The 13,141-nt window shown below is 48.1% G+C and carries 12 protein-coding genes; 5 read left to right on the forward strand and 7 right to left on the reverse strand.

Annotated features, from left to right (window positions below; translation table 11 throughout):
• Positions 1-41 precede the first annotated feature (41 nt).
• The 6 genes from Q8J68_RS10335 to Q8J68_RS10360 all read right to left on the reverse strand — a co-directional run bounded on the left by Q8J68_RS10335 (position 42) and on the right by Q8J68_RS10360 (position 5,739).
• Entirely contained in the window at positions 42-758 is a 717-nt protein-coding gene (locus tag Q8J68_RS10335; protein ID WP_305311437.1) for a bile acid:sodium symporter family protein, read from the reverse strand.
• A 36-nt stretch (positions 759-794) separates the two neighbouring features.
• A complete protein-coding gene (locus Q8J68_RS10340) occupies positions 795-2,333 on the reverse strand; it encodes an arylsulfatase (protein WP_305311438.1) in 1,539 nt (512 codons plus the stop codon).
• Positions 2,334-2,452: 119 nt separating this feature from the next.
• Complete coding sequence (locus tag Q8J68_RS10345) at positions 2,453-3,724, reverse strand: anaerobic sulfatase maturase (protein ID WP_305311439.1); 1,272 nt, start codon at positions 3,722-3,724, stop codon at positions 2,453-2,455.
• 38 nt (positions 3,725-3,762) lie between these two features.
• Positions 3,763-4,257: a DUF1269 domain-containing protein gene (locus tag Q8J68_RS10350; RefSeq protein WP_305311440.1), complete on the reverse strand. Its 495-nt coding sequence runs from the start codon at positions 4,255-4,257 to the stop codon at positions 3,763-3,765.
• A 92-nt stretch (positions 4,258-4,349) separates the two neighbouring features.
• The gene (locus tag Q8J68_RS10355; RefSeq protein WP_305311441.1) at positions 4,350-5,132 is read right to left on the reverse strand and encodes a hypothetical protein; all 783 of its coding nucleotides are present in this window, start codon (positions 5,130-5,132) and stop codon (positions 4,350-4,352) included.
• A gap of 40 nt (positions 5,133-5,172) precedes the next feature.
• The gene (locus tag Q8J68_RS10360) at positions 5,173-5,739 is read right to left on the reverse strand and encodes an LURP-one-related/scramblase family protein (RefSeq protein ID WP_305311442.1); all 567 of its coding nucleotides are present in this window, start codon (positions 5,737-5,739) and stop codon (positions 5,173-5,175) included.
• 273 nt (positions 5,740-6,012) lie between these two features.
• On the opposite strand from Q8J68_RS10360, the gene Q8J68_RS10365 reads away from it, so the two are divergent.
• Both Q8J68_RS10365 and Q8J68_RS10370 read left to right on the forward strand, forming a co-directional pair.
• Positions 6,013-7,839 (forward strand): HD domain-containing protein, encoded by a 1,827-nt coding sequence (locus Q8J68_RS10365; RefSeq protein WP_305311443.1) that lies wholly within the window; start codon positions 6,013-6,015, stop codon positions 7,837-7,839.
• A 13-nt stretch (positions 7,840-7,852) separates the two neighbouring features.
• On the forward strand, positions 7,853-8,605 hold the full coding sequence (locus Q8J68_RS10370) for a tRNA (adenine-N1)-methyltransferase (protein WP_305311444.1): 753 nt from the start codon (positions 7,853-7,855) through the stop codon (positions 8,603-8,605).
• A gap of 9 nt (positions 8,606-8,614) precedes the next feature.
• Here Q8J68_RS10370 and radB read toward each other — a convergent pair whose 3' ends face one another.
• A complete protein-coding gene (radB, locus tag Q8J68_RS10375) occupies positions 8,615-9,271 on the reverse strand; it encodes a DNA repair and recombination protein RadB (protein WP_370867629.1) in 657 nt (218 codons plus the stop codon).
• 391 nt (positions 9,272-9,662) lie between these two features.
• Here radB and Q8J68_RS10380 point away from each other — a divergent pair, with 391 nt between their 5' ends.
• From Q8J68_RS10380 to Q8J68_RS10390, 3 genes are all read left to right on the forward strand, one after another.
• Positions 9,663-9,914, forward strand: coding sequence for a glutaredoxin family protein (locus tag Q8J68_RS10380; protein ID WP_305311445.1), 252 nt, complete (start codon positions 9,663-9,665; stop codon positions 9,912-9,914).
• A gap of 128 nt (positions 9,915-10,042) precedes the next feature.
• The gene (gene nrdD / locus Q8J68_RS10385; protein ID WP_305311469.1) at positions 10,043-12,346 is read left to right on the forward strand and encodes an anaerobic ribonucleoside-triphosphate reductase; all 2,304 of its coding nucleotides are present in this window, start codon (positions 10,043-10,045) and stop codon (positions 12,344-12,346) included.
• Positions 12,347-12,351: 5 nt separating this feature from the next.
• Positions 12,352-13,140: an anaerobic ribonucleoside-triphosphate reductase activating protein gene (locus Q8J68_RS10390; RefSeq protein WP_305311446.1), complete on the forward strand. Its 789-nt coding sequence runs from the start codon at positions 12,352-12,354 to the stop codon at positions 13,138-13,140.
• Position 13,141: the final 1 nt, after the last annotated feature.

Here is a 13,141-nt window from a genome sequence, read left to right on the forward strand (position 1 = left end):
GAAATTTTGACGATCAACTCCTTCTTACTGATGAATCTTTTTCAAACCCCTGTAACTTCCGGATTTATATTTTCGATATCTTTTGCATGCTTTCCCATTTCCCCGCTTACGAACATCAAAAGGATAAGCCCAGCCAGACCAACTACCAGGATCATGACCATGACACCTATAAGGTCGTTGAAGTAGACTACAAAGAAAGCTACAACAAGTACCAGAAGCGACAGATTCGTTGCCTGTGTCATCAAAGGTATGAGGCCATTTGCTATCTCCTCGTAACGTGCACGCACCAGCAGGGCAATAGCCAGCGGAATGAGCATCAAAAAGATGAGAGATCTGGCAATTGCCCAGGGGTCGACAGTGACTCCTGTAAGCAAGAATGGTAGAATGATAGGTACATACACTATGGTAACGACCATCAGAAGCACCATCATGCCAACTGCAAAGGCAGGATCTCCCTTTGCCACCTGGGCAAGTTTTGGAAGGAATGGAGCTCCTGCGGCAGTTCCTATAAGGACAAGTCCTATTGAAAGTCCCTCCGAGAGCGGTATAACAAATAAGATCAGGAGTGACAGGAGTGGCACTAGCACAAAGTTGGCTACCAGTGTCAGAATCAGCAGCCGTGTGTTCTTCAGAGGCTTGATGATCTGCTGCAGTGTGAGGGAGAACCCCATTGCGAGCATGCTGGTGAGTACGAAGATCACCGTTGCAAGGACTCCGATGGTCCCGAGGAATTCTGCAAAAGATACTGTCTCTACCATGTCGCCACTTCTGTCCTCTCTTAATTACTGAATGTATCAGGTGCTGCCGATACCCTCCAGTAGCTTTTCCATCACTCTGTCTATGGTGAAGCTGGCTGCCTTCTGACGTGGTGGGAATTCCACAAAGGTTGATAAAAAATCACCAACTATGCTTTGTGCCGGCACCAGAAGGAAAGCATGATCAAGCATCCAGTCATAGTATGTATTGGATGTCATGTCTGCGCGCTCATATGGATCCGTTCGCAGATTGAATATCTTTGGGACGCGCAGCTGTATGAAAGGTTCGGCCCATACCTGCAGGGTCCCGACAGCACGCTGTTCCATGAACACCAGCTTCCAGTTGTCATACCGTACTGCAACCAGATCCCCATCATCGGAGAAGTAAAATAACTCAGTGCGCGGGGACTTTTTCTCCTTGCCTGTCAGATAAGGCAACAGGTTATAACCATCCAGATGCACCTTGAAGTTCTTCTCACCAACCTGGTACCCTTTCTTAAGCTTCTCTCCGATGTCCGGCACCCCTGCAGCGGCAAGGAAACTGGGCAGCCAGTCCATGTGACTGATGATCTCATTGGATACCACGCCTGCAGGCACCTTGCCCGGCCAGCGCACGACCTCAGGAACACGGAAAGCACCTTCCCAATTCGAATTCTTCTCGCAGCGGAAAGGAGTCATAGCTCCGTCTGGCCAGGAATTCATGTGAGGTCCGTTGTCTGTGCTGTACATGACAATAGTATCCTCTGCAATACCCAGCTCGTCAAGCAGATCAAGCATCACACCAACCTGCCTGTCATGCTCGATCATGGCATCGTGATACTCCGACTGCCAGCGCCCGGCCTGGCCGCGGATCTCTTCGGGGATGTGCACCCTGAAATGCATCCAGGTTGTATTGAGCCAGACAAAGAAGGGCTTACCAGCTTCCTTCTGGCGTTTGATGAAGTCAATAGCAGCCCCTATGAACTCCAGATCAACCTTCTCCATGCGTTTCCTGTTTAGCGGACCAGTATCTTCGATCAGTTGTCTGCCTACACGGCCCCAGCGAGGGTCCTCGGTGGGATCGTCTTCATCAATGGCCCAGGAATGCATCACTCCCCTCGGACCAAAACGCTCCTTGAAGTGAGGGAAGTCCTCCTCAGGCGGATAGTCGGGCAGTTCCGGCTCCTCTTCGGCATTCAGGTGGTAGAGGTTTCCGAAGAACTCATCAAAGCCATGGACTGTGGGAAGATATTCATTCCGATCTCCAAAGTGGTTCTTGCCAAACTGGCCTGTTGCATAGCCCTGGGATTTCAGCAGTTCGGCAATGGTAGGGTCTTCCTGTTGCAATCCTGTCTTTGCCCCCGGCAGGCCCACCTTGCTCAGTCCTGTCCTGAAAGGACTCTGGCCTGTGATAAATGATGCACGTCCTGCCGTGCAGCTCTGTTCCCCATAAGAGTCTGTGAACCTCATGCCTTCATTGGCTATGCGGTCTATGTTTGGTGTTCTGTACCCCATTAATCCATCGCTGTAGCAACTTAGATTGCTGATGCCTATGTCATCTCCCCAGATGACCAGAATGTTTGGTTTCTTTTCTCCCATTGTTTGTTCTCCTTCTAATATTAATCACCGATAATCTAAATGATTGAATATTGACGTATCTTACCTGCTCCCTATTCTCCTCATCTTCCCTGATATTCTTGCCCCGGAAGCGTTTGAATTTAGTCCCTTGCCACATGGGGAGGGCTCGTTAGCCCTATCTTTGAAAGGGCTCTTTCCTGAGAAGCTCTCTCCCTGGATAGAACACGCATAACTTCTGAAGCCGAATAGCCACGCAGCATCAGCGCGACCATGATCTGCATGGGATAACTGATATGATGGAAAAAAGCCTTCCATCCCTCACAGAGGTAGTTGAGGCCCGCCTCACCTGTTGAAGTTTTAAGGAAGCGATTCTTCGGACATTCTCCATGACAGGCAAAGTACACGTCACATTCCAGGCACTCCATGGGCAGAGAATCCTTTTTGTTGCTGCCAAAGCTGTGCTGCCTCTCGGATGAGACTAGGCTGGCAAGTTCTTTTTCCAGGATGTTGCCTAGCAGGTATTTTGGCTCTACAAAATGGTCGCATGAGTAAATGTCACCGTTGTGTTCCATAGCAAGGCCCGTTCCGCAGGTCTCATCGAAGACGCACATACCTGATGAAGGCAGTTTCATCCAGTTACGTGCTGCGGCTTCGAATGTCTGGACGAACATCTTTCCCACATCATTGTATATCCACTCATCAAAGATACTGATAAGGAAGTTACCCAATTGATCAGGTCTTACGGAACGTTCCGATACTCTGTCCCCCTCCTGACAGAGCGTGCTTCCGTCCACGTTGATGCGCTCCACGATTGGGATGAACTGGATCCATGTGGTCTTTGCCTCATCCCGCAGGAAGCGGTAGACTTCCAGCGGATGGTCAGCATTGACATGATTGACGGTGGTCAGGATGTTGTATTCAACTCTGTGTTTTTTCAAGAGACGCAGCCCATGCATTACACGGTCAAAGGTCCCCTGTTCTTCCCTGTTCACCCTGTATGCATCGTGCAGTTCACGTGGACCGTCGATACTGATGCCAATAAGAAAGTTATTCTTCTTAAAGAAGCGACACCATTCATCATTTAGCAGCGTGCCGTTGGTCTGCATGGTATTCTCGAATGTCATCCCTGGTCTACGGTACTTTTCCTGTAGCTTGATGGCTCGCCGGTAAAAGTCGATGCCCATAATTGTAGGTTCTCCTCCCTGCCACGCGATAGTCACCTGCGGAGTACGGTGGGCTTCGATGAGCTGTCGTATATATGCCTCCAGCACTTCGTCAGACATGCGAAAATCGCTGTCTGGATAGAGTGCTTCTTTACTAAGGAAAAAGCAGTATTTGCAGGCCAGGTTGCAGACTGCTCCTGTTGGCTTGGCCAGCACATGGATACGGGAAGACCTGTAACTTAGTGTCATTCGTAAGGCTCTGCCAGTTATGGTATTGATAAGTCCTCTTAGTCTTCTGAAAAGGCCTCACGTAGTTTCTCTTCTTGTTCCTTGGAAAGATTGGAAGCGATCAGTTCGAACTTCAAGTCTTTCATAGCCTCGACAACTTTGTCCATCACGGCATTACTGCTCATCAGGAAGAGGGCAGAGGTTCCTTCGGTCACTTTGCTCCTGACCGATTTAACGAAATCCTTGCTGATGCCCACTTCCGCCATAGAGCCTGCCATAGCTCCCATCGCTGCCCCGAAAGCCATGCCCAGGAACGGGACCAGGAATATCAGGCCAAAGAGCATGCCCCAGAAAGCACCGCTTAAAGCGCCCGTACCTGTCATATTGGCCAGCTGTTTTGTTTTTGGTTTCTTTTTACCTTCCGGCCATGTAACGATAGCTGCATCATGCAAAGTGATCAGTTGTCTCTTGTTCAGGTCTTCGATAACTCCAAGAGCCTTTTCTGCGCCATCTGCGCTTTCAAACTTCAGAACTGTTAAAGACGTCATAGTCATATTCGATTCTCCTTTAAAACCTTAAAACTCAATTTGTTCATTGATTGATCAGGTTCACCGCCCTGAGATGAACATCCATCGCCAATCAATTGTCAGGCTTCAGCCGCCTCTTTCTCAGCCACTTTCAGCGCAGCAGCCTCAACTAATCCGGCTTCTGCAAGGGTGTCAATTGCTTCCATGGTAGCAGCTTCTTCTATGATTCCAGCTACAACCAGAGTCCTCACAGCTTCTGCAACGGCAGCCGTCTTTACAAACTCCATTTCCACAACTGTTTCGGCTGCTTCGTCAATGGCAGCTTCCTTAAGTTCTTCAGCAGTGTCAATGGTGGACAGTACGTCAAGCAAGGCAGCACCTTTAATGGCCTCGGAGATCTCAACGGCTATCTCAGCTTCGGCAATAGCTTCGGCTTCCTTGCCGATCATCATCATTGCTTCGGGTGTAAGGAAGCCCTGGGCAATGGGATGTCCTCCAGCTTCTCTGATGGCCTGCTTCAGACCTGCAGCCCAGACATGCTCAATGAGCAGAAGACCTGCTGATGTACCGGGTTCTATCTGGTCGACAACATCCATGATATCCTGTATGCCCAGACCATAGCTATTTTCAGCAGATGTATCGGACCCGGCAGTTCCTGCACTGCTTTCTTCTATTCCCAGCATCTTACTGATTACTTTACCGACTTCTACTTCCTCATCAGGTGTCAGATCAGTGTCTTCCATGGTAAGGACATTCCCCTCCTTGTCCTTCATTACAAAAAGCATATCTAGCAGTCTTATTACTCCTCTGCTGCGTGTCTCGTTCAATTCCCGCATAATGTCGCCTTTGAACCTTTCGTTAGTTTCAAAGCCAATAGCTAACATTTGTATAGGACCTAACATAATTCTCTCCCTTATTTATCCAATTATTTTGTATCCCCTTTTACCTTCCTTCATGTGCCATGCTGTCAATAACCACGGTAATGGCCAGGATTAGTAAGGCATCCTCATTGTTGCTCACATCTACGCCATAAGTGTCTCGGATGCGGAACCATTTTTTGGAGACGGCTCCTATCACCTGGTTCCCCCTGAGTATCTTGTATTCATGATTGAGGATATTGCCCTTTGCCGTCAGGTCCTCGCCGTTGGAAACCGAGATCTTCCAGCGGTCACGTAGTGGTGTTATTAAAGCATTGTGTACTTTAGCTACTGCATGGCCGTCCTTCTCGATATCCATGGTATCACGTATGCGCGCTACTTTCTCCTGGATCTTGTAGATATCATTCCCCCGGAGGTCCTGAAAATTCAGCGTTTTTCGCAAACGTAGTACCTTGTTCTCAACCTGGAAAACCTTGTCTTCATGCTCATTCTCTATGAAGAAACGATCCCCAATTGTAAAAAAACGCTGGCGCATTTTGAATCGTGTACCTAGCTGTTCTTCTTCTACGGTAGCTGGAGGCGTATCTTTATTTTGACTTATATCCCTGCCTCCGGCTAATTTGTCCCTCATTCTCAACATTAGAATTCTCCCTATAGTTGTACCAAGGACAGGCTTATGCAATCCCCATGTCCATCTGACTTCCCTTTGCAAGATCCAGTTTAACTTAATAACTTGCTGTATGAAGATATTTGTTCGGAATGGATTAAAAATCTTATGAAACAGTATGTAGAAGTAAAGTTTCTATCAGTGCTTTATTCAGGATTTTCTCTTTGGAATAGCCACTTTCAGGAAATTCAACAAACTTCCTATGTTTATATATTCTAATATTGAATATTATCTGATATGCAGAAACCCATGCTCATCCATGATCCTGTGCACAAGACAATCCTGCTGGACGAGTTCGAGCAGATGCTTGTTAATACTAAGCATGTCCAACGGCTCAGGAACATCCAGCAGCTCGGGCTTGTGGATACTGTATATCCAGGTGCTAACCATACTCGTTTTGAGCACAGCATCGGGACAATGCACATGGCATCTGTTATCGGTCATTCCCTTAACCTGGAACCGGATGATATTCGCAAAGTCAGGGTGGCGGGGCTTTTACACGATGTAGGACACTCTGCTTTCTCCCACGTGGTGGAGGGTGTGCTGAAAAGGAATCCTCTGCTGCAGCCAAATATTAATGGTACCCGTCTGATAAAACATGAGGCTTTCACTAAGGATATTATCACCGGTAGCCTGCCTGAAGATAATTACATTGCAAGGTACGTGGAAAAGGAATTCGGGACTGATCCCTTTGAATTCTTCGGGGAGATCGCAAAGATTGCCACAGGTGACACTTCTCTAAAGAAGCCATACCTTGCGCAGATAATCGCAGACGATGTGGATGCAGACCGCATCGACTTCCTGCTCAGGGATTCCTATCATACAGGTGTATCCTTCGGGATGATAGACGTGGACCAGATAGTGCGCAGCCTGGTCATAAGAAACGGGAATATAGTTCTGGGTAGCCTGGACAGTTCGGGTTATGGCGAGGACATGGCCCTCACGGCAGCCGAGTCCCTTCTGATATCCAGGGCCCATCACTACACTGCTATTATTCACAACCCTAAGACGCAGGCATCCCGCGTCATGCTGTTGTATGCGCTTGAGGACGCCCTTGGGAGCTATGCGAAAAAAGCAGGCATGGAAAAGGCAAAGGAAGAGGTCGTGCTCTTTTTCAAGACCTATAATGATAGCGACCTTCTTGGTTTCATCAGGTCGCATGCATCACAAAGGTCCTTACAATTGCTTGCAGATATTCGCGATGGCAATATTTATGCTCCGGTTGCAAGGCTCAGCCAGAAAACCATTCCGCCTTCCACTCGGATGGCGCTGGCCACTATTGCGCGTCATGGGGTGGCTACAAAAAAACTGGAAAGCCTTCTGGCAAAGGAGCTTGGGGATGTACTAGTGGACCTGAGCGTTGCCTCTGGAGTTCCCAAAAGCATGCGCATTTCCATAGGCGAAGAGGACGCCTTCTTCTACGATGAGTCCGCACTTGCCAATGGTCTTGTGCGTGCAATATCAAGACAGCTGTCTCTCACAGCTTTTGCGCATCCCTCTGTTGTTATGGATATGGATGACGGATCAGTTTCCTTAAACCTCCGGGAAGCTGTTGAGGAACTGTCTCCGAAGCTCCTTCATTTCATACGTACGGAACAGTACCTGCCCATAGAAGGTGTGCTATTGCTCTTTTACGGAGTGCATAGTCTTTTTGAGAACGGGAAGGATGGCTTTGTATCCATTCCCCGGCTAAGGCATATCACCTGGCTGTACCGTACTATCCGGCACTTGCGCGACTCTTCACGGCTTCGGAATCTCTTCGACTACTCCTTCCATGATAGGTACGGCTTCCCTTACAGCGACAGGCTCTTTGAGGACATACAGATACTTGTTGCCATGGGTATAGTCGATGAGGATCTCAGGTACTATGAGAAAGGAGGCAGGTTCCGGCAGAGTTATGAATATGTGCTGACATGGGATGGTGTCGAATATGCAAGGATGCTTGCGGATGCTTACCAGCCGGAGTTCGGGGAGATAAGGGATTATCTTGTAATGAACAAGCATTCCATCCCCAGGGACATTGTCACTATTCCGGCTAACAGATACGCTTCTAAAAAACGCTAGACAGGTGTGCAAAATGTTATCAGGCGAATTGGTCATGCTAAAAACCTCCCACCGCGGAAAGGTCCGGGAGTTCATTGTGAATGTATCTGAAGATGATTTCCATACGGATTTCGGGAAAATCGACCTGTCTGTACTCATTGATAAAGAGCCTGGAGATGCTGTAATCTCACATATGGGCCAGGAGTTCACTATACAGCGTCCACGTATGCCTGATTTCTTCAACCACGCGAAACGTTCAGGCGCACCGATGATGCCAAAGGACATCGGTCCAATAATTGCCTATACTGGTCTCAATAAGCAGGATAATGTACTAGATGCGGGCACAGGCTCAGGCGTGCTTGCTATGTACCTGGGTTCGATCGCAAAACGTGTGCTTAGTTATGAGATTCGTGAGGACTTCGCGCAGATTGCCAGGCAGAATGTTCTCAGCGCAGGGCTTGATAATGTGGAGATACGTTGCGGGAACATTATCGAAGAGATAGCTTCCCTCGATGAGAGCTTCGATGTGGTCACCCTGGATACCCAGGATTCAAGATATGTCATCCCTCACGTCAGGAATGTTCTCAATCCGGGTGGGTTCTTGGTTACCTATTCCCCATTCTTCGAGCAGACAAAAGATATCCGTGAGGCAATAGAAGCTGCGCATTTCTATGATGTAAGGACCATGGAGTTCTCAGAACGTGAGATCTCCTTTTCAGACAGAGGTACACGCCCGGCAACTGCAAGGGTGGGGCACACCGGTTTTATAACAATAGCAAGGAAATAAAGTTAAAACTTACCTGAGGCCTTCATTGGTTATCCTGAAGTCACGTGCCCTGCCTTCGGGAAGTGAGCGATGCTTCCACAGTTTCGCCCGCCTTGTACCTTCTCCTGTCTTTTCCAGCTGGATGATGGTCTTGGATATATGTTCTATCCCGCTGCCACCGATAGGTTTCAGGGTGCCTGATGCCATATCGCTGTAGACCTGGTTGCTTATGACGACTGCAAGCCTGTACTTACGGGCAATTCCGTGCAGGACGCCTATCTGGTTTGAGAGCTCCCTTCTGGATCGTATGCTGGACTCATCCTGGTCAAGTTCGAAGCGATAGAAAGAGGTTGCGGAATCAACTACTATCAGCCCTATCCTGTCCGAGATAAGCTTCCCGATCTCCTTAACTGCAGAATACTGTTCTTCAAAACTTGTTGGCTCGAAGATAATTATTTCCCTGGCTATCTCTTTTGCGTTCTCTCCGGCGATCTGCCTGAATCTCTGGGGTGAGATGGCCTCAGTATCTATATATATGACCTTGTTGCCATTCTTCACGCATTCCACAGCCAGCTGCATACAGAGATTGGTCTTGCCGCTTCCGGCTTCTCCAAATATCTGTGTCACGATGCCTGTTTCAAATCCTCCTTCCAGGAGTTCATCGATAGGCTGACAGCCTGATGATATCTGCTTGGTTATTGTTTACACCCCTTGCCTGAGATAATTGCTTATAATGGAGTTCTTAATATACATCTTTTGGCAGAAACATTTGTATTCAGGTATGTATTCAATTAGGATTAAGTATAGTTACCAGTAATGATGTATATTGTGAAGGGTATATTATCTGTTAGTTCATCACTACAATCCTTTTTGTTATCATGGCAGATTTTTCTGTTACCAGATGGAGTCTGAAAAAGCATTATTAAGCTGGAGGTCATTTTATAATTTACCTCACGGTGAAAAGAACAAGTCAAAATGCAATGCCAACTGAATCTTATTTTTTCAGATGGCATTGTAGTTCCTCTCCGGAGCCAACTAATATAATAATCAAATTATATCATCGAAGGGACGCGAGATAATGGCTGACGTAATTATATATACAACAAAGACATGCCCCAAATGTGAGCAGCTGAAGAAGGTATTGGAATCGAAAGGTATACCTTTCAAGACTGCAGACATGTCAACTCCTGAAGCACTCACAGAACTGAAGTTTAACGGGGTGTTCACCATGACCGCACCGGTCCTCCAGATCAACGATGAATTTTTAACCCATAAAGACCTCTTCAAGGGTCCTGATGTTAACCTGGAAGCGTTGAGCAGCCTGCTCTGATGATCATGGTGTGAGGTGGGAAAATGGAAGAATGCACTACTATAAATAAAACCGCTACCGGTGAAACTGAATATGAACAATTCGATCAGGGCTGTGATACACAGGTTCAGTCCGGGGAAAAAAGAGAGATGCCGATAAGTATGACACAGACCAGTAAGCCGCTTGCGATTCAGAAAACGCTTGATGGTAACACTATATCCATATTGCCAAAGGTGCGCACCACAGCAGGGCATATGGTCGAGTGGGACCGCAATATTATCATTAACCAATTGTTGAAAGAGACAAAACTCTCCGAAAGATTCCACGGAAAGCCCGGCATAGAAAAGGAAGAAGCCCATAATATTGCAAAAGAGGTTGAACACCGTATCAGGAGTCTTGAACTGAAGTTCCTTTCCGGCCCTCTTATAAGGGAAGTTGTCAACATAGTGCTTCTTGAGAAAGGCCACATAGAATGGAGGAATATCTGTACAAGAGTAGGTACTCCTGTATATGACGCGTGCGAGATAGACCTTGGAAGCGGTTTCGAGGCAAAGGACAATGCTAACCTGCAGGAGAACGCTGAGACCTCTCACAAGAAAAAGGCGGACAAGATATCCAAAGAACAGTACCTGCTCCTGCTTCCTCCAAAGATAGCAGACCTGCACCTGGACGGCGACATCCATATCCATGACCTCGAGTACCTTGGCACCCGTGCATTCTGCCAGGACTGGGATCTCAGGTATTTCTTCTACTATGGGCTCATGCCCGATGGCTCTGGAGCAAAGGCAAGTGTTGCAGGCCCCGCCATGAAGGCGGAAGTGGCCATATTGCACGCTGTGAAGGCTCTGGGAAGCGCCCAGACCAACTTTGCGGGCGGACAGGGCTTTTACAATTTCCTGACCTTCCTTGCTCCTTACCTTGAAGGCAAGAGTTACATCGACATAAAGCAGCTCATGCAGATGTTCGTGTACGAGATGACTCAGATGATGGTTGCCCGCGGAGGGCAGGTCGTATTCTCCTCTGTCCAGCTTTCCCCGGGAGTGCCAAAGCTCTGGAAGGATAAGCCTGCAGTCTATAAGGGCAGGGTACACGACGGAACCAATGGCACCCAGAAGCGTAACTACAGCGAGTTCGAACGTGAAGTGCGCCTGTCATTCAAGGCTCTTATGGATGTAATGATAGAAGGTGACAACTGGGGCAAGCCTTTCAACTTCCCCAAGCCCGAAATATCCATTGAGCCTGATTTCATTGAAGAGGACGACTTCTTCAACAGGGCCCACCCGGAGCTTCCTACTTACGAAGAGCTCTATGACCTGACCTTCGAACTGGCCGCGAAGTTCGGAACGCCTTACTTTGATAACCAGCTGCCGGAGTACAGGGGTGCAGGCGAGGGCATATCATGTTACCAGTGCTGCGCATACCAGTTCTCGGCAAATGCTGATGCTGACGAAAGCTTTGATGACAAACTCCTGTTCAAGGACGGAAAGCATTTCTCAATGGGCTCCTGGCAGGTTGTGTCCCTTAACTGTCCAAGGGCGGCATACAGGGCTAAAGGAAATGATGAAGCGCTGTTTGCAGACCTGAGGAATCTCATGGACCAGAGCATCAAGCTCTTCAAAACAAAGCGCAGCTGGATGGAGAGTATTATCGAGAACAGCAGGATGCCCTTTGCTACCCAGAGGCCAAAGGACCCTGTTACGGGTGAGAAAGGTGCAATAGCTGTCGACATAGGTGCACTTGTCAACACAATAGGCGTTATCGGGATCAATGAGATGGTGCAGTACCATGTAGGCTCCCAGATACATGAGTCAAAAGAAGCGTTCAAGTTCGCTATCCGGGCAATGACCGAGATGGAGCTGTACGGCAAAGAGCTCACTCGTAAGCACGGTATGGAAATAGCTCTTGCACGCACCCCTGCTGAAACCACATGTCAGAGGTTTGCAGTGTCCGATATGCTGCACGACGAATATAAGGATGCTGTCCTGCAGGTTGTCAAGGGCGACAAGGAAGCAGCTCTTGCAAATATTAAAAGGACCCATGACCTGCCTGTCTATTACACTAATGGTACCCATGTTCCTCCGGGTGCCCGTATATCCCTGGTAGACAGGATGAACATAGAGCATGTGTTCTTCCCTATTGTTGACGGCGGTAACATCTGCCATATATGGATGGGAGAGGGAGCACCGGATGCAAAGGGGCTGAAGGAGTTTGCGATGAACATTGCGAAGAACACCCAGATCGGCTATTTTGCCTTCACTAAGGATATGACTGTTTGCCTCAACGATTTCCACATCATGTCCGGCCTGAAGGAATGCTGTGAGAACTGTGGTTCCGAAGATGTCGAGCAGGTTTCAAGGGTAACCGGTTATGTGCAGGCTGTCAACGGCTGGAATTCTGCCAAGAAGCAGGAACTTGCAGACCGGATGCGCTACAGTTCAAGCGATATGATCTGATATCGATGAAAGTTAATTACGGTAGTTGTGTTCCAATCTCTACTGTGGACTGGCACGGTCATGTGTCAGTCGTTCTTTTTTTAAGAGGATGCCCTTTTCGTTGTCCCTATTGTCAGAACCATGAGATCCTGGATAGTTCAGACATGACAGATGTCCAGGTACTTGAGAATGCCATTAAGAAATCAAAACCTTTTGTCAGCAGTGTCATCTTTCTTGGGGGTGAGCCTCTTATGCAGAAGCAGGCGGTGATGCATCTGGCAGGGTTCGCAAAAAAGAACGGTCTGCTTGTGGGAGTACATACCAATGGTTTCTATCCGCTGGCCCTTGGTGAGCTGATAAAGGAAAAGCTCCTCGACAAGGCTTTTATAGATATCAAGGCTCATCTTGACGATATTGAGGCATACGGCAGGGTAATTGGCTGCGGCATTTTTCCACAGGTCCGGGCAGACCCTGCGGATTCGGTCAGGAGGATAAGGGAATCAGTACTGCTTGTTCTTGAAAGTGGTGTTGAACTGGAGTTAAGGACCACTGTTTTCAGGGGATTCATGGGTGATACAGATGATGTCCGGAAAATAGCCGCTTCCATTCTCTCTCTCACAGGTGACAGGAACGTACCTTACGTGCTCCAGCAGGGTCTTGCGGAGAACGCGGCACTTGCAAGCATGCGGGATATCAGGCCATTCATCAGGGAGGAGATGCTTGGGCTAGCCTCGTCCGCTCATGAATCTCTGGATAATGTATGGATTCGGACAAAGGAACGTGGTAACGAGAAAGTTAACTTCGAACCGGTTTGAA

Source organism: Methanolobus sp. (assembly GCF_030682845.1).
Lineage (GTDB): Archaea > Halobacteriota > Methanosarcinia > Methanosarcinales > Methanosarcinaceae > Methanolobus.